This window comes from Allobosea sp. Leaf344 (genome assembly GCF_001426225.1).
Classification (GTDB): domain Bacteria; phylum Pseudomonadota; class Alphaproteobacteria; order Rhizobiales; family Beijerinckiaceae; genus Allobosea.
Window position 1 is genome coordinate 965,680 of the sequence record NZ_LMRT01000001.1, and the last position, 16,709, is coordinate 982,388.

At 72.5% G+C, this 16,709-nt stretch carries 16 protein-coding genes and 1 riboswitch; of the genes, 12 read left to right on the top strand and 4 right to left on the bottom strand.

Annotated elements, in window-relative coordinates; translation table 11 throughout:
- The gene (gene cobD / locus ASG72_RS04275; protein WP_244488687.1) at positions 1-1,077 is read right to left on the bottom strand and encodes a threonine-phosphate decarboxylase CobD; all 1,077 of its coding nucleotides are present in this window, start codon (positions 1,075-1,077) and stop codon (positions 1-3) included.
- A gap of 17 nt (positions 1,078-1,094) precedes the next feature.
- Between cobD and cbiB the strand changes: the two genes are divergently transcribed.
- Entirely contained in the window at positions 1,095-2,075 is a 981-nt protein-coding gene (gene cbiB, locus ASG72_RS04280; RefSeq protein WP_056709341.1) for an adenosylcobinamide-phosphate synthase CbiB, read from the top strand.
- A 1,074-nt stretch (positions 2,076-3,149) separates the two neighbouring features.
- On the opposite strand, the gene cobO is transcribed toward cbiB, so the two are convergent.
- Together cobO and cobU are read right to left on the bottom strand one after the other, a co-directional pair.
- Positions 3,150-3,761 (bottom strand): cob(I)yrinic acid a,c-diamide adenosyltransferase, encoded by a 612-nt coding sequence (cobO, locus tag ASG72_RS04285; protein WP_056709343.1) that lies wholly within the window; start codon positions 3,759-3,761, stop codon positions 3,150-3,152.
- A 13-nt stretch (positions 3,762-3,774) separates the two neighbouring features.
- Complete coding sequence (gene cobU, locus ASG72_RS04290; RefSeq protein ID WP_056709344.1) at positions 3,775-4,287, bottom strand: bifunctional adenosylcobinamide kinase/adenosylcobinamide-phosphate guanylyltransferase; 513 nt, start codon at positions 4,285-4,287, stop codon at positions 3,775-3,777.
- A gap of 59 nt (positions 4,288-4,346) precedes the next feature.
- Positions 4,347-4,532, top strand: a riboswitch (cobalamin riboswitch).
- A gap of 128 nt (positions 4,533-4,660) precedes the next feature.
- Between cobU and ASG72_RS04295 the strand changes: the two genes are divergently transcribed.
- Genes ASG72_RS04295 through cobJ form a run of 8 tightly spaced genes read left to right on the top strand, consistent with a single transcriptional unit; the run spans position 4,661 to position 13,601 of the window.
- Positions 4,661-5,302 (top strand): HupE/UreJ family protein, encoded by a 642-nt coding sequence (locus tag ASG72_RS04295; protein ID WP_162246189.1) that lies wholly within the window; start codon positions 4,661-4,663, stop codon positions 5,300-5,302.
- 7 nt (positions 5,303-5,309) lie between these two features.
- Positions 5,310-5,729 (top strand): DUF1636 domain-containing protein, encoded by a 420-nt coding sequence (locus tag ASG72_RS04300; protein ID WP_244488688.1) that lies wholly within the window; start codon positions 5,310-5,312, stop codon positions 5,727-5,729.
- A 23-nt stretch (positions 5,730-5,752) separates the two neighbouring features.
- Positions 5,753-6,778: a cobalamin biosynthesis protein CobW gene (gene cobW / locus ASG72_RS04305; RefSeq protein WP_056709962.1), complete on the top strand. Its 1,026-nt coding sequence runs from the start codon at positions 5,753-5,755 to the stop codon at positions 6,776-6,778.
- 6 nt (positions 6,779-6,784) lie between these two features.
- Positions 6,785-10,141 (top strand): cobaltochelatase subunit CobN, encoded by a 3,357-nt coding sequence (gene cobN / locus ASG72_RS04310; protein ID WP_056709348.1) that lies wholly within the window; start codon positions 6,785-6,787, stop codon positions 10,139-10,141.
- A complete protein-coding gene (cobG, locus tag ASG72_RS04315; RefSeq protein ID WP_082540069.1) occupies positions 10,138-11,439 on the top strand; it encodes a precorrin-3B synthase in 1,302 nt (433 codons plus the stop codon). The genes cobN and cobG overlap by 4 nt, the downstream gene beginning before the upstream one ends.
- Positions 11,436-12,068: a precorrin-8X methylmutase gene (locus ASG72_RS04320; protein ID WP_056709351.1), complete on the top strand. Its 633-nt coding sequence runs from the start codon at positions 11,436-11,438 to the stop codon at positions 12,066-12,068. The genes cobG and ASG72_RS04320 overlap by 4 nt, the downstream gene beginning before the upstream one ends.
- 19 nt (positions 12,069-12,087) lie before the next feature.
- Positions 12,088-12,816, top strand: coding sequence for a precorrin-2 C(20)-methyltransferase (locus tag ASG72_RS04325; RefSeq protein WP_280137733.1), 729 nt, complete (start codon positions 12,088-12,090; stop codon positions 12,814-12,816).
- Positions 12,813-13,601, top strand: coding sequence for a precorrin-3B C(17)-methyltransferase (gene cobJ, locus ASG72_RS04330; RefSeq protein ID WP_056709356.1), 789 nt, complete (start codon positions 12,813-12,815; stop codon positions 13,599-13,601). Before ASG72_RS04325 ends, cobJ begins: the two co-directional genes overlap by 4 nt.
- Here the strand turns inward: cobJ and ASG72_RS04335 are convergent.
- Positions 13,544-14,308 carry a cobalt-precorrin-6A reductase gene (locus ASG72_RS04335; RefSeq protein ID WP_056709358.1) on the bottom strand — a complete coding sequence of 255 codons (765 nt, stop codon included), beginning with the start codon at positions 14,306-14,308 and terminating at the stop codon, positions 13,544-13,546. The two genes, cobJ and ASG72_RS04335, sit on opposite strands and share 58 nt — an antisense overlap.
- On the opposite strand from ASG72_RS04335, the gene ASG72_RS04340 reads away from it, so the two are divergent.
- The 3 genes from ASG72_RS04340 to cobM are packed head-to-tail and all read left to right on the top strand — an operon-like array spanning position 14,307 to position 16,704.
- Positions 14,307-15,557 (top strand): bifunctional cobalt-precorrin-7 (C(5))-methyltransferase/cobalt-precorrin-6B (C(15))-methyltransferase, encoded by a 1,251-nt coding sequence (locus ASG72_RS04340; protein ID WP_056709360.1) that lies wholly within the window; start codon positions 14,307-14,309, stop codon positions 15,555-15,557. The two genes, ASG72_RS04335 and ASG72_RS04340, sit on opposite strands and share 2 nt — an antisense overlap.
- Positions 15,554-15,943: a cobalamin biosynthesis protein gene (locus ASG72_RS04345; RefSeq protein WP_056709362.1), complete on the top strand. Its 390-nt coding sequence runs from the start codon at positions 15,554-15,556 to the stop codon at positions 15,941-15,943. The genes ASG72_RS04340 and ASG72_RS04345 overlap by 4 nt, the downstream gene beginning before the upstream one ends.
- On the top strand, positions 15,940-16,704 hold the full coding sequence (cobM, locus tag ASG72_RS04350) for a precorrin-4 C(11)-methyltransferase (RefSeq protein WP_056709364.1): 765 nt from the start codon (positions 15,940-15,942) through the stop codon (positions 16,702-16,704). The genes ASG72_RS04345 and cobM overlap by 4 nt, the downstream gene beginning before the upstream one ends.
- The last annotated feature ends 5 nt before the right edge of the window (positions 16,705-16,709 follow it).

A 16,709-nucleotide genomic window follows, 5' to 3' on the forward strand; every position in this document is an offset into this window, starting at 1 on the left:
TCACGGCTCAATCTGTAAATTAGCCGGGGCTGGCCGATGCGTCCCGGCGTCCGGCGCATGCTGCCGCGCCGCCGGGGCGGGAGCGCCGGCGAAGCAAGCCAGCGCCTGGGCGAGGCGCCGCCACGGCTCCTCCCCGGCCGGCAGGCCGAAGCGCAGCAGGCCCGGCCGATGCTGGAAGCGCCGGACATAGATCCCGTGCCGGCCGAGATGGGCGAAGAGCCCCGGCGCCTCCGCGCAGCCCAGCAGCCGGAACAGGCTGGTGCCGCCGAGGATCGTGCCATAGGGCGCGAGCAGCGCGTCGAGCCTGGCCGCATCGGCCGCGCGGTCCTGCGCCGCGCGCTCCAGCCAGGGCCGATCCGCCAGCGCCTCGGCGCCGATGCGCAGCGCGGGCCCGGCCACCGCCCAGGGGCCGAGCGCCGCGCGCAGCCGTGCGACCAGACCGGGATCGCCGATGGCGAAGCCGAGCCGCAGGCCGGCGAGCCCATAGCTCTTGCCAAAGGAGCGCAGCACCAGCGTGCGCGCCGGCAGGCTGGGGATCAGGCTGGCCTCAGGCGAAAAATCGCAGAAGGCCTCGTCGACGATCAGCCAGCCGTCGCGGGCCGCGAGCCGCCGCGCCCATCCTGCGAGCTCGGCAGGCGCGACGACCCGGCCATCGGGGTTGTTCGGGTTCACCAGCACGAGGATACGGGCCGAGCCGGCATCCTGCGGCCGCGTGACGGTCTCCACCGTCAGCCCCTCGCGCCGAAAGGCCGCCTCGTGCTCCGCATAGGTCGGGCCGAGCACGGCGACCGGGCCCTCGCCCAGCAGGCGCGGCAGCAAGTCGATCAGGATCTGGGTTCCCGGCGCGGCGACGATCTCCGCATCCGGCGGCACGCGATAGGCCGCGCGGGCGGCCGCCAGCAGCGCCGCCTCCTCCTCGCCGCCCGGAAGCCGCTGCCACAGGCTTAACGGCAGGGCGGGAAGCGGATAGGGGATGGGGTTGATGCCGGTGGAGAGATCGATCCAGGGCTCGGGCGCCTGCGGAAACAGCGCCCGCGCCTCGGCCAGATCGCCGCCATGCCAGATCTCCTCAACCACGATAAGCCTCGCCCTTCATGAGCCTGCCCGACACCCTGCCCCTGCTGTTCGGCGCGCTTCTGGTCGAGGCGGCGGTCGGCTATCCCCAAGCCTTGTATGCGCGGATCGGCCATCCCGTCACCTGGATCGGCGCCCTGATCGGCCGGCTCGACCGCGGCCTGAACCGCGAGACCGCCTCCTTCGCGACGAGGCGGGCCCAGGGGATCGCGGCGCTGGCGGCGCTGCTCGCCGTCACGGCCGCGGCCGCGCTGCTCCTCGAGGCGCTGTGCCGGCTGGCCGGGCCGCTCGCCCTGCTGCCGCTGGCGCTGCTGGCCTCTTCCCTGCTGGCGCAACGCTCCCTGCACGTCCATGTCGCGGCCGTTGCGGAGGGGCTGGAGCGTGGCGGGCTGCCGGCGGGGCGGGCGGCGGTGGCGATGATCGTCGGGCGCAACCCGCAGCAGCTCGACGAGGCGGGGGTGGCGCGGGCCGCGATCGAGAGCCTCTCGGAGAATTTTTCGGACGGGGTGGTGGCGCCGGCCTTCTGGCTGGGCCTGGCCGGGCTGCCCGGCATCGCGCTGTACAAGGCGATCAACACGGCGGATTCGATGATCGGCCACAGGACGCCGCGGCACCGTGCCTTCGGCTGGGCGGCGGCGCGGCTCGACGACCTCGTCAACCTCCCGGCCTCGCGGCTGACGGCGCTGCTGATCCTGGCCGCCGCAGCTTTGGACGAGGAGGCCGATGCGGCGGCAGCCTGGCGCGCGGTGCGGCGCGACGCCAAACTCCACCGCTCGCCCAATGCCGGTTGGCCCGAGGCCGCGATGGCCGGCGCCTTGGGGCTGAGGCTGGCGGGGCCGCGGGTCTATGGCGAGGTCCTGGTCGCGGATGGCTGGATGGGGGATGGCAGGGCGCAAGCCGATGCGGCCGATATCAGACGAGCACTGCGCCTCTATCGTCGCGCCTGCCTGCTGCTGGCGGGATTGGCGGGAAGCGGGGCGGTGCTGGCGGTGGTGGCGTGAGGCTGGTCGGGCGGGAGGGCGAACACGTCCTTGCGAGCGCAGCGAAGCAATCCAGAGCCGCAGAGCGCTATGAGACTGGGTTGCTTCGCTACGCTCGCAATGACGGGGAGCCGATCCTGCGCTGGCCGGGGCTGTCAGCGGCGGATTGGCGGGAAGTGGGGGGTGCTGTCGGCATAACGCCGTTTCACTCAGGCGGTGAAGCGCGAACACGTCCTTGCGAGCGCAGCGAAGCAATCCAGATCTGCAGAGCGCTACGACACTGGGTTGCTTCGCTACGCTCGCAAGGACGGGGAGCCGAGGCTGCCATGGCAGGCGCGCTGGGGCTGAGGCTGGCTGAATCGGCGGGGTCCTGGGCGATGCTAGCGCTGATGGGATGAGGCTGGTCAATCAGGCGGTGAAGCGCGACTCCGTCCTTGCGAGCATAGCGAAGCAATCCAGAGCCGTAGAGCGCTACGATACTAGGTTGCTTCGCTGCGCTCGCAGGGACGGGGAGCCGATCCTGCGCGGACCGAGGCTGCTGTGGCCGGATTGGCGGGAAGTGGGCGGTGCTGGCGCTGGTGGCGTGAGGCTGGTTACTCGGGCGGGAGCGGAAACACGTCCTTGCGAGCGCAGCGAAGCAATCCAGAGCTGCAGAGCGCTACGAGACTGGGTTGCTTCGCTGCGCTCGCAATTACGATGAGCCTAGGCTGCCAGGCCAGGCGCGCTGGGGATGAGGCTCGCGGGATTGGCGGGAAGCGCAGCGGTGCTGGCGCTGGCGGCGTGACGCCGTTCACTCAGGCGGTGAAGCGCGACTCCGTCCTTGCGAGCGCAGCGAAGCAATCCAGAGCCGCAGAGCGCTACGAGACTGGGTTGCTTCGCTGCGCTCGCAATGACGGGGAGCCGGTTCTGCGCTGACCGAGGCTGCTGTGGCCGGATTGGCGGGAAGTGGGGCGCTGATGGCGTGACGCCGGTCACTCAAGCGGTGAAGCGCGACTCCGTCCTTGCGAGCGTAGCGAAGCAATCCAGAGCCGCAGAGCGCTACTGGACTGGGTTGCTTCGCTGCGCTCGCAAGGACGATGAGCCCCGGCCCCCGGCTCAAAACTCGATCCCCTGCTGCGCCTTCACCCCTGCCGCGAAATGGTGCTTCACCAGCGTCATCTCCGTCACCAGATCGGCGGCGGCGATCAGTTCCGGCTTGGCGTTGCGGCCGGTGACGACGATGTGGAGGTCGGCGCGCCGGGCCGACAGCGCCGCCACCACCGCGTCCAGCGGCAGATAATCATAGCGCAGCGCGATGTTGAGCTCGTCCAGCACGATCAGCCGGATGCTCTCGTCGGCCATCAGCTCGCGCGCCTTGGCGAAGGCGCGCCCCGCCGCCTCGATGTCTCTCGCCTTGTCCTGGGTCTCCCAGGTGAAGCCCTCGCCCATCGTATGCCAGACGATCCGGTCGCCGAAGGCGTCGAGCGCCTTGCGCTCGCCGGTTTCCCAGGCGCCCTTGATGAATTGCACCACGCCGACACGCCAGCCATGGCCGAGCGCGCGCAGCATCAGGCCGAAGGCGGCGGTGGATTTTCCCTTGCCGGGGCCGGTATTGACGATCAGCAGCCCCTTCTCGACGGTCTTGGACGCGACCTCGGCATCCTGCACCGCCTTGCGCTTGGCCATCTTCGCCCTGTGGCGGCTGGCCTCGGCTTCGTCGATCGTCATGGGGCTGTCCCGCTCACTTCACCTGCATCGGCAGGCCGGCGACCATGAAGACCACGCGGTCGGCCTGCGCCGCAAGCCGCTGATGCAGCCGGCCCGCCTCGTCGCGGAAGCGCCGCGCCAGCGCGTTCTCCGGCACGATGCCGAGCCCCACTTCGCTGGCGACGAGCACGATCGGGCCGGCGCGTCCGGCGCAGGCGCGCAACAGATCCGCGCAGCCCGCCTGCGTATCCTGCTCCGCCAGCATCACATTCGTCAGCCACAGCGTCAGGCAATCGACCAGGATCGGCCGGCCCGGCGGAGTGGCCGCGATGGCGGCGGCCAGAGCGAGCGGCGCGTCCACCGTCAGCCAGTCCGGCGAGCGACGGGCGCGATGCTCGGCGATCCGCGTCCGCATCTCGTCGTCCCAGGCCTGCGCGGTCGCGATATAGGTCCAGGGGCCGGGCAGCGCCTCGATCAGCCCTTCGCCATGGCGGCTCTTGCCCGAGCGGGCGCCGCCGAGGATGAGGGTGAGGGAAGCTGTCGCCATGACCGGACCCGTTGCGCGCCATCAGAGATTCGCTCCATTGCACAGCCGCCCTTGGATGGCTAATGATTGGCGGCGACGGTGCCCCGGCGACGGGGTGAAAAGGGAACGTGGTGCGATGCCACGGCTGCCCCCGCAACTGTAAGCGGTGAGTTCTGCGCCATCGGCCACTGGAGAACCCCTCCGGGAAGGCGGCGAAGGACCCGGACCCGCGAGCCAGGAGACCTGCCGTCGAGACTGCTTCTCATGGGCCCTTCGGACGGGGTGTTCCGATGGCGGCTGTGTCCGTGCGATGTCGAATCGCGCGGCTCCGTCTGTGGGAGCGTTGGCCGGAGCCGGATCGGCGCGGCTGCTTGTGACGGAGATGACAGTGACGATGCGCGCCCGCCTTGCCTCCCTTCTCGCCCATCCTGCCGCCCTCGCCTTCGCGGTGCTGGCGTCCAGCCCGGCGCTCGCCCACCATCCGATGGGCGGCAAGACCCCCTCGACCCTGAGCGAGGGGCTGCTCTCGGGCCTCGGCCACCCCATTCTCGGCCTCGATCATCTCGCCGCGCTGGTCGCGGTCGGGCTGCTGGCCTCGCGCTTCGCCAGCGGGGCGCTGGCGCTGCCCGTCCTGTGGATCATCGGCATGGCGCTCGGTGCCTTCGCCCATATGCGGGGGATCGATTTGCCGGGCGGCGAGCTCATGGTCGCGGCCAGCCTGATCGGCCTCGGCTGTCTCGCCTTGCTGAGGCCGACCCTGCCGCTCGCTTTGCTCGGCCTGGTCTTCGCCGCCGCGGGCTTCGCCCATGGCCATGCCTTGGCCGAATCGATCATCGGTGCCGATACGGCGGTGGTCGGCGCCTATCTGGTCGGGCTCGTCGCCATCCAGGCGACGATCACCGTCGCCACCATCCTGCTGGTGCGGCGCCTGCTGGCCGGCCATGCGTCGACGCCGCTGGTGCTGCGTGCCGGCGGTGGCGCGCTGGCGGCGATCGGCGTCGTCTTCCTGGTCTCCGCTCTGCCCGGCCTCGCCTGAGCGGACCATGAGCGAGACATTGGCAATGCCGCGCCCGGCGACGGGCGCGGACATCGTGCGCATCCTCGTCTGCGCGACCTGCCGCGCGGCCGGGGGCGATCCCGATGCGCCGCGGCCCGGCGCCCGGCTGGCCGCCGAACTCGCCGCCGGGCTGGTCCGCGACGGCGATCCCCGGATCAGCGTCGAGACGGTCGAATGCCTGTCGGTCTGCAAGCGTCCCTGCACGGTGGCGCTGAGCGGCGAGGGGCGCTGGACCTATATCTATGGCGATCTCGATGCCGAGACCGGCGCGCAGACGCTGCTCGATTTCGCCCGTCAATATGGCGCGACGCCGGACGGGGTCGTGCCCTGGCGCGAGCGACCCGAGATCATCCGCAAGAGCGTGATCGCACGCCTGCCCCCCTTCCCGATTGCGAGACCGACGTGACAGAGCTCAATCCCACGACCGGCATGGCGAAGACGCCCTGCACCATCATCACCGGCTTTCTCGGCGCCGGGAAGACGACCCTCGTGCGTCATCTGCTCGAGAATGCCGGCGGCCGGCGCCTCGCCGTGCTGGTCAATGAATTCGGCGATCTCGGCTTCGACGGCGACTTCCTGGAGGGCTGCGGCATCGCCGGCTGCACGCGCGAGGATGTGGTGGAGCTGCCCAATGGCTGCATCTGCTGCACGGTGGCCGATGATTTCGTCCCCGCGCTGGAAAAGCTGCTCGCCCGGCCGAACCCGCCGTCGCATATCCTGATCGAGACCTCGGGGCTCGCCCTGCCCAAGCCGCTGGTGCAGGCCTTCAACTGGCCGGCGATCCGGGCGCGGGTCACCGTCGACGGCGTGATCGCGGTGGTCGACGGGCCGGCGGTGGCGGAGGGGCAGTTCGCCGACGATCCGGAGGCGCTCGCGGCACAGCGGGCGCAGGATGCCTCGCTCGACCACGACAATCCGCTGGAGGAGGTGTTCGAGGACCAGATCCTCTGCGCCGACCTGATCCTGCTCAACAAGAGCGACCTCATGGACGAGGCCGGCAAGGCGCGCGTCCGGCAGGAGATCGCGGCGCATCTGCCCAAGGCGATCAAGATCGTCGAGACCGCCCATGGCAGCGTCGATCCGGCGTTGATCATCGGGCTCGGCGCGGCGGCGGAGAGCGATCTCGCCGCGCGGCCCTCGCATCATGGCGAAGGCGAGGAGCACGACCATGATGATTTCGATTCGGTGGCGCTGCCGCTCGCATCCGTGACCTCCCCCGAGGTGTTGGCCGAGCGGCTGGCGCGGGCGGCGGAGGCCGAGGGCGTGCTGCGGCTCAAGGGCTTCGCCTCCGTCACCGGCAAGCCGATGCGGCTCGTGGTGCAGGGTGTCGGGCAGCGCGTCAGCCATCATTTCGACCGCGCCTGGGCGGCGGACGAGGCACGCGAGGGGCGGCTCGTGGTGATCGGCCTGAAGGGCTTCGACCGTGCGGCCGTCGAGGCGGCCCTGGCGGGCTGATGTGACATGCACCTCCTGCCCTCCAGCGAGATCAGGCTCGACGACGGCGCGGATGCCGTCGATCTCGCGCTGCCGCCGGGGGATGTCCTCGTCCTGTCGTTCAGCGACGGCGATCTCGCCGCGCTGGCGGCGGCGGCGGGGGCGGGCGGCCTCGCCGTCAGATCGGCGTCACTGCGGCGGCTGCAGCACCCGCTCTCGGTCGATCTGCTGATCGAGAAGACGGCGCGGCATTGCCGCTTCGTGCTGCTGCGCTGCCTCGGCGGGCTGGATTACTGGCGCTACGGCATCGAGCAGCTGGCGCTGTCCTGCCGCGCGCATGGCGTGGCGCTGGCCGTGCTGCCGGGCGACGACCGCGCGGATCCGCGGCTGGCGGAGTTCGGCACCGTGCCGCCCGCCTGCGCGCAGGCGCTGCTGGCCTATTTCAGGGACGGCGGCGGCGTAGACTCGATGCGCCGCCTGCTGGGCGGCATCTCCCTCGTCCTCGCCGCCGGAGAGAGGGCGAGCGAGACGCGCTTCGACATGCCGGAGCCGCTGCGTCCGGCCGTCCTGCCGGCGCTATTCGCGGCATCCGCCGGCGGGCCGCAGCCCTGGCGCGAGGCGCTCGCCGCCCTGCCCGCTGACAAGGCGCTGATCCCGATCCTGCTCTACCGCTCCGCGATCGGCGCCGGCGACGGCGCGATGGGCGAGGCGCTCGTCCAGGCCCTGGCCAAGGCGGGCCACGCGCCGCTGCCGCTGGCGCTGACCAGCCTGAAGGACAAGGAGGTTCTCGCCGAGCTCGCGGCGCTGATCGCCACGCGCAAACCGGCCCTGATCGTCACCACCACCGCCTTTTCGGCCCGTGACGGCGCGCGATTTCCGCTCGACCTCGCGGATTGCCCGATCCTGCAGGCCGTGCCGGTCGGTGCGACGCGCGAGGCCTGGGCGGCCTCGCCGCGCGGGCTGTCCGCCGTCGATCTGGCGATGCAGGTGGCGCTGCCGGAATTCGACGGCCGGCTCGGCGCCATCCCCGTCGCCTTCAAGCTGGAGAGCCTCGACCCCGCCAGCGGGCTGCCGACGCGCCGCCTGGTGCCGGATGATGACGGGATCGCCGCGCTGGCCGAGCTGGCTTCGGGCTGGATCGCGCTGGCCGCGACCCCCGCGCATCGGCGGCGGCTGGCCCTGGTGATGTCGGATTATCCGGCGCGGGGCGGACGGGCGGGGTTCGCCGTCGGACTCGACACGCCGGCGAGCGTCGGCGCCATCCGCGCGCTGCTCGCGGGGGCCGGTTACGATGTCGGGCAGGACCTGGCGCCGCAGCCCCAGGCGCCGCTTCCGGACCCGGCCGGCGCGGGCCCTGAGCTGATGCAGGCGCTGACCGCCGGGCCCGAGGGGCTGACGGTGCCGCTCGCTGCCTATCGCGACTGGCTCGCGACCGTGCCGGCGGCAGCGCGCGACCCATTGCTCGCGGCCCATGGCGGGGCCGAAGACGATCCTTCCTGCACGGATGGCAGCTTCCGCTTCCGCACCATGCGCTTCGGCAATCTCCTCGTCGCCCTGCAGCCGCCACGCGACGGCGGCGACCGCAAGGCGGGCTATCACGACCCCGACATGCCGCCCTGCCATGGCTATCTCGCCTTCTACCTGGCGCTGCGCCGGGCGGGCAGCGATGCGCTGATCCATCTCGGCACGCATGGCACCACGGAATGGCTGCCGGGCAAGGCCGTGGCGCTCTCCGCTGCCTGCTGGCCGCGCATCGTCACCCGGGGCCTGCCCGTCATCTATCCCTATGTCGTCGACGACCCCGGCGAGGCCGCGCCCGCCAAGCGCCGGCTCTCGGCGATCACCCTCGGCCATCTGCCGCCGCGCCTGGCCGAGACCGGAGCCGGCGGCGAGGTGGCGCTGCTGCGCGAGCTGGTCGAGGAATTCGCGCAGGCGCAGGTCATGGATCCGCGACGCGCGGCGCTGGTGGCGGGGGAGATCCGCGCCCGCGCCGAGGCGAGCGGGCTCTCGGCGGCCTGCGGCGTCACGCCCGAGATGCCGATCTCCGAGGCGCTGACCCGGCTCGACGCGCAATTATGCGATATCGCGGAACTGCCCTTCCGCGACGGGCTGCACGTCTTCGGCGCGGCGGCGCATGACCCCGTCTCCGCGCAGTCGGAACGCGATAATCTGCTGCGGGCGCTGGACGGCCGCTTCATCGTCCCCGGTCCGGCCGGCTCGCCGCATCGCGGGCGGCACGACGTGCTGCCGACCGGCCGCAACCTGTCGACGCTCGACCCGCGCGCGATCCCAACTCGCGCCGCCACCAGCCTGGGCGCGGCCGCGGCGCAGGCGCTGGTGACGCGCCATCTGCAGGAGCGCGGCGACCATCCCCGCCGGATCGTGATGGATCTCTGGGCCTCGCCGACCCTGCGCTCCGGGGGCGAGGACATCGCCCAGGCGCTGACGCTGATGGGCGTGGCGCCGATCTGGGACCATGCCTCCACACGCGTCACCGGCTTCGCCATCACGCCGCAGCCAAAACTCGGCTTCCCGCGGCTGGACGTGACGATCCGCATTTCCGGCGCCTTTCGCGACACGTTTCCCGCCCAGATCGCGCTGCTCGACGCCGCTGCGCGCGCGGTCGCGGCGCTGGACGAGCCCGATGAGTGGAACGAGCCGGCGGCCGCCCGCCGCCGCGGCGAGAGCGGCGCGCGGATTTTCGGTGCGGCGCCCGGCCGTTATGGCGCCGGCATGGCCGATGCGGCCCTGGACGGGGATTGGCAGGCGCGATCGGACCTCGCCGCGCGCTATCTCGCGGCCTCCGACCATGCCTATGGCGGGGCCGAGGGGGAGGCGCAGGCGGATGAGGGTTTCGCGGCGCGGATCGCGGCCTCCGACGCCTTCGTCCATGTCAGCGACACGGCCGGCCGCGATATTCTGGAAGCCAGCAGCGCGGCCGATGCGATCGGCGGGCTGGTGGCGGCGGCGCAGAGCCTGGGCGCCGCGCCGATGATCTACAGCCTCGACACGTCGCAGCCCGAGCGGCCGGTGGTGCGCACGCTGCCGGAGGATCTGGCGCGCATCGTGCTGGGGCGGCTGACCCATCCGCGCTGGATCCAAGGGCAGCTCGCCCATGGCTGGCGCGGCGCGGCCGAGCTGGCCGAGGCGGTGGATACGCTCTTCGTCTTCGCCACCAGCACCGATGCGGTGCCGGATGGGCTGTTCGAGGCGGTCTTCCAGGCCTGGTGCGCCGATGCGCAGGTCTGGAGCGCGCTGGAGCAGGCCAATGCCCCGGCCGCCGCCGCGATCCGGGCGAGGCTGGCGGAGGCCCAGCGCCGCGGCCTCTGGACCAGCCGGCGCAATTCGGTCGGCGCCTTCCTGGCGCGGGAGGCGGCGGAATGACGGCCGCCTCTCCCGCATCCCTGCGGCGCGGCTGGTGCCCGAGCACGCTGCGGCCGATGGAAACCGGCGATGGCTGGCTGGTGCGCCTGCATCCGCCGCAGGCCTGCCTCACCCCGCCACAGCTGATCGCCATCACCGCACTGGCCGAGCGCTTCGGCAATGGGCTGATCGAGATCACCGCGCGGGCGAACCTGCAGCTGCGCGGCATCAGCGCGGCGGCGCATCCGGAGCTCGTCGCGGCGCTGCTGCGGGAGCGGCTGGTCGACGAGGTCGCGGGAGAGGGACCGCAACGGCTGGTCCTGACCTCACCGCTGCTGGACGAGCGGCCGGGCTTCCCCGGTCTGGATTTCGGCGATTGCGTCGATGCGGCGGCGCTCGCCCGCGAGCTCGCCGCGGCGGGGCGCGAACTGGCCGGTCTGCCGCCGAAATGCGCGATCGTGGTCGATGGCGGCGGAGCGATGGCGCTCGACGGCGTCGCGGCCGATCTCCGGCTGGTGGGGGTGGCGCCGGGGCTGGTCAGCCTCGGCCTGCCGCATGGGCTCTGGTACGGGCCGCTCGCGCCCGATTCCGCGCTGACGGCGGCGCTGGCGCTGCTGCGCGGCTTCGCCGCGATGCGGCCGGACCGGCCGGAGCTGCGCCGCTTGCGCGACTGCACGCCGGCCAACCTCGCCGCGATGATCGCGACACCTCGCTGCGCCGCGCCTGCACCGCGTCCTGCGCCGGCGCGCGCCGGGCTCTTCACGGCCGCCGACGGGCGCTGCGCCGCAATGGTCGCCCTGCCCTTCGGCCGCTGCGGCGCCGGCGTGCTCCGCCGGCTCGGCGAGGCCGCCGCGGCAGGCGGGGCGAAGACCCTGCGGCTGACGCCCTGGCGCGGCCTGTCCTGTCTCGACCTCGAGCGGGCGGCGGCGCTGCGCTTCCTCGCCCAGGCGGAGGAGCTCGGCCTCATCGTCGCCGATGGCGATCCGCGGCTCGGGGTGCAGGCCTGCGCCGGCAGGCCGGCCTGCGCGCGGGCGCAGAGCGACAGCATGGCCGATGCGGCGGTGCTGGCGGAGCGGCTGGCGCCGCTGCTCGCCGCGGGCCTGTCGCTGCATGTCTCCGGCTGCATCAAGGGCTGCGCCCATCCCGGGCCCGCCGATCTGACGCTGGTCGGTGCGGAAGGCGGCTATGACCTGGTGGTGGGGGGCGCGCCGCGGGACGAGGCGCTGGCCCGGCTTGACCTCGCCGCCATTCTGGCGCGTCTGCAGCCCGGACAGGATTTGTACAGCCGGCTCGCCCGGCCTTCGGGACGCATGCCGTGACCACGCGCTACGACTACATCCATGACGGGGCGGCGATCTATGACCGCTCCTTCCAGATCATCCGCAGCGAGGCGGATCTGTCGCGCTTCTCCGGCACGGCGGAACGGGTCGTGGTGCGGATGATCCATGCCTGCGGGATGACCGACCTGCCGCCGGACGTGGAGATCTCGCCCGGCGCCTGCGAGGCGGCCGAGGCGGCGCTGAGGGCCGGCGCGCCGATCCTGTGCGACGCCAAGATGGTGGCCAATGGCGTGACGCGGACGCGGCTGCCGGCGGCCAACCCGGTGATCTGCACGCTCGACGACCCGCGCACGCCCGGGCTGGCGGCGAAGCTCGGCACGACGCGCTCGGCGGCGGCGATGGAATTGTGGCGCGAGCAGGTGGCCGGCGCCGTGATCGTGATCGGCAATGCGCCGACCGCCCTGTTCCGGCTGCTGGAGATGCTGGACGAGGGCGCGCCGCTGCCGGCCGCGGTGATCGGCATCCCGGTCGGCTTCGTCGGGGCGGCGGAATCGAAGGAGGCGCTGTCGCGGGACGGACGGGTGCCGTTCATCGTCGTGCATGGGCGGCGCGGCGGCTCGGCGATGGCGGCCGCGGCCGTCAACGCGCTGGCGCAAGAGAGGGAATGAGCCGGTGGAGGCAGGACCGGTGACACCGCTTCTCTTCGGCGTCGGGCTCGGCCCCGGCGAGCCCGATTATATGACGGTGCGCGCCCGCGACATCATCCTCAAGGCCGACCGGCTGGTGCATTTCTGCAAGCGCGGCAGCAGGGGCCATGCGCGCGAGACGGCCGACAGGGTGGTGGCGCCGGATGCCGCGCGGGAGATCGCGCTCGCCTTCCCCGTCACCATCGAAGTGCCGGTGGCGGAGCCGGGCTATGCCGTGCCGATCGCCGCCTTCTACGATGAATCGGCCGCTTGTCTGGCTGCGGAGATGGAGGCCGGGCGCAGCTGCGCCGTGCTCTGCGACGGCGACCCGTTCTTCTACGGCTCCTTCATGCATCTGTGGCGGCGGCTCGCGCATCGCTTCCCCACCGAGGTGGTGCCGGGGGTTACCAGCATGACGGGCGCCTGGGTGCGGGCGCAGACGCCGATCACCTGGGGCGACGATGTGCTGACCGTGCTGCCGGGCACGCTGCCGGAGGCGGAACTCGCCCGCCGTCTCGGCGATACCGACGCCGCGGTGATCATGAAGCTCGGCCGCAACCTGCCGAAGGTCCGGCGCGCGCTGGCCGTGGCCGGGCTGCTCCACCGCGCGATCTATGTCGAGCACGCCACCATGCCGGGCCAAACCATCACCCGCCTCGCCGACAAGCAAGACGATCGGGCGCCGTATTTCTCGATCGTGCTGGTGCCGGGCGAAGGGCGGCGGCTATGAGCGGCGGCCGCGTGACCCTGATCGGCCTCGGCCCCGGCGGTGCGCATTGGCTGACGCCGGCGGCGCAGGCGGCGCTCGACGATGCGACCGATCTGATCGGCTACGGCCCCTATCTCGACCGGGTGCCGGACCGGGAGGGACGGCTTAAGCATGGCAGCGACAACCGGGTGGAGCTGCAGCGGGCGCGGCATGCGCTCGCGCTCGCCGCCGCCGGCCACCGGGTCGCGGTGGTCTCGGGCGGGGATCCCGGCGTCTTCGCCATGGCGGCCGCGGTGTTCGAGGCGCTGGAGGCGGGCGAGCCCGGCTGGCTCGACCTGCCGATCCTGGTCGAGCCCGGGATCACCGCTATGCTGGCCGCCGCCGCCCGTGCCGGCGCCCCGCTCGGCGGCGATTTCTGCGCGATCTCGCTCTCGGATAATCTCAAGCCCTGGGAGCTCGTCACCGCCCGGCTCGCGGCAGTGCTGGCAGCCGATTTCGTGATCTGCCTCTACAACCCGATCTCCAAGGCGCGGCCCTGGCAGCTCGGCGAGGCGCTGGCGCTGGCCGCGCGGCATCGCGCGCCGGAGACGCCGGTGCTGTTCGCCCGCGCGATCGGCCGCCCGGACGAAGCGCTGCAGGTCGTGCCGCTGGCCCAGGCGCGGGCGGAGATGGCGGATATGGCGACGCTGGTCATGATCGGCGCCTCGACCACCCGGCTGATCGCGCGGCCGGGCCGGGAGCCGATCGTCTATACGCCGCGCTCGGTGACGAAGAGCCCCTGCGCCACCAGCCAGGGCAGGACCTGATCGATATGGTCGACGGTCTCGACATCGGGCTTGGGCGGGCGTTCCACCATGATCACGGGCAGGCCGAGGCGGCGCGCGGCGATCAGCTTGGCGGCCGTCGCATCCCCGCCGGAATTCTTGGTGACGAGGATCTCGACGCCCTCGCTCCGCATCAGCGCCTCCTCCTCATCGACCAGGAAGGGCCCGCGCTGCTGCAGCACCGTGACGTCGTGCAGCGGCAGCCGGTCGCCGATCGGCTCGATGACGCGGACGAGATAGCGGTGGCGCGGCGAATCCGCGAAATGCGGCAGCTCCAGCCGGCCGACGGTAAGGAAGACCCGGCGCGGCTCCTCGCCGAGCGCGGCGACGGCCGCCTCCATGTCGAGCACGCTGGTCCAGCGGTCGCCCGGCATGGGCGTCCAGGCCTTGCGCCGGATGGCGAGCAGCGGCACACCCTCGGCCTTGCAGGCCGCCTGGGCATGGAAGGGCATGATCGCCGCGAAAGGATGCGTCGCGTCGATGACGGCGATGATGCCTTCCTCGACGAGATAGCGCCTGAGCCCGTCGATGCCGCCGAAGCCGCCGCTGCGGACCGGCAGGTTCAGCGGCCTGGGATCGGCTGTATGGCCGGCCAGCGAGATGATGGCGCGAATATCCGGAGCCTGCTCAGCGAGATGCTGGTCAAGCGCGACGGCTTCGCTCGTTCCGCCGAGGATGAGGACGGTCATGACCATGTTCTCGCCTGAAACGGCCGGGCTGTCGAGCGCCCCGCTGCGACCCTGGCTCAGCCTCGTCGGGCTGGGCGAGGATGGGCGCGCGGGGCTGGCGCCCGTGGCGCTGGCGGCGCTGGACCGAGCCGAGCTGGTCGTCGGCGGGGCGCGGCATCTGGCGCTGGTCGCCCCCGTCGCGGCCGAGACACTAGCCTGGCCTAGCCCGCTGAGCGACGCGTTCCCGGCGCTGATGGCACGGCGCGGCCGGCCGGTCTGCGTCCTCGCCTCGGGAGACCCCTTCCATTACGGCGTCGGCGTGCAGCTGGCGGGGCTGGTCGCACCCAGCGAGATCGCGGCGTTTCCGCAGCCCTCGGCCTTCAGCCTCGCCTGCGCGCGGCTGTGCTGGGCGCAGCAGGATTGCGCCTTGGTCTCGCTGCATGGGCGGGCGCTGGAGCGGATCGTGCCGCATCTGCAGCCGGGCCGGCGCGTGCTCGCCCTGTCCTGGGACGGGACGACGCCGGCCCGGCTGGCGCAGCTGCTCTGCGACCGCGGCTTCGGCGCATCGCTTCTGGTGGTGCTGGAAGCTTTGGGCGGGCCGAGGGAGCGGGTGCGTGCCACGACGGCTAGGGATTTCGCGCTGTCGGAAATCGACCCGCTGAACCTCGTGGCGTTGGAGCTGCAGGCCGCGCCGGAGGCGTTCATCCTGCCGCTCGCGGCCGGGCTCGACGACGGGTTCTTCGCGAATGACGGCCAGCTGACCAAGGCCGATATCCGCGCCGTCACGCTCTCGGCCCTGCAGCCGCGGGCCGGCGAATTGCTCTGGGATGTCGGCGCCGGTTCGGGATCGATCGGGCTGGAATGGTGCCTGCGCCATGGCGCGAACCGGGCGATCGCCTTCGAGGAGCGGCCGGAGCGGGCGGCAAGGATCGCCGCCAACCGGCAGGCGCTGGGCGCGCTGCCCGTGACCATCGTCGAGGGGCGCGCGCCGGACGGCTTCGCCGGGCAGGCCGAGCCCGATGCCGTGTTCATCGGCGGCGGCATCGCCGATGAGGGCGTCGCCGAGGCGGCCCTGGCGGCACTGAAGCCGGGCGGGCGGCTGGTGGCCAATGTCGTGACGCTGGAGGGGGAGGCTCGCCTCGCGGCGCTGTTCTCCCGCCATGGCGGCAGCCTGCGCCGGATCGGGCTCGCCCATCTCGACCGGGTCGGCACCATGCATGGCTGGCGCAGCGCGATGCCGGTGACGCAATGGCGGGTGGTGAAGCCATGAGCGGTGAACTGATCGCCGGGATCGGCCTGCGCCCGGATACGCCGGAGCAGGACATCGCCGAGTGCCTGGCCCAAGCGCTGGCGCTGGCGGGGCTCGAGGCCGGCGCGCTCGCCCGCATCGCGACGCTGCAGGCCAGAATCGGCGAGCCGGGGCTCGCGGCGGTCGCCGCCGCCTGCGGCTGCCCGGTGACGGCCATTCCCGACGAGGCGCTGCAGGGTTTCGAGGCGGGCTGCGCGACCCGCTCGACGCGCATCAGCGCGCTCTACGGCGTCGGTTCGGTGGCGGAGGCGGCCGCTCTCGCCGCGGCGGGGCCGGGCGGCCGGCTCGTCCAGCCGCGCATCGCCACCGCCCGCGTCACCTGCGCTTTGGCGAGGAGCGCGCCATGACCATCCATTTCATCGGCGCCGGTCCCGGTGCGCCGGACCTGATCACCCTGCGCGGGCGCGATCTCATCGCCGCCTGCCCGGTCTGCCTCTATGCGGGGTCGCTGATCCCGCGGGCGATGCTCGGCTGGTGCCCGCCGCAGGCCCGGATCATCGACACCGCCCCGCTCGATCTCGACGCGATCATCGCCGAAATGCGGGCGGCGCATGAGGCGGGGCAGGATGTGGCGCGGCTGCATTCCGGCGATCTCTCGGTCTGGAGCGCGACGGCCGAGCAGATGCGCCGGCTCGACCGGCTGGGCATTCCCTACAGCGTCACACCGGGCGTGCCGGCCTTCGCGGCGGCGGCGGCGGCGCTGAAGCGCGAGCTTACCCTGCCCGGCGTCGCGCAGTCGCTGGTGCTGACGCGGACCTCCGGCCGCGCCTCCGCCATGCCGGAGCGCGAGACCCTCACGGCTTTCGCCGCGACCGGGTCGACGCTGGCCATCCATCTCTCGATTCATGTCGTCGAGCACATCGTGGCGGAGCTGACGCCGCTCTATGGCGAGGACTGCCCCGTCGCCATCGTCTTCCGCGCCTCCTGGCCGGACGAGACCGTGCTGCGCGGCACGCTGGCGACGATCGCCGAGGCGGTGAAACAGGCCGGGCTGGAACGCACGGCGCTGATTTTGGTCGGGCCGGCGCTGGCCGAACAGGGCTTCGCCGAGAGCGCGCTCTATTCGGCCGGCTACGACCGGCGCTTCCGGCCCGGAGGCGGGGTATGAGGCCG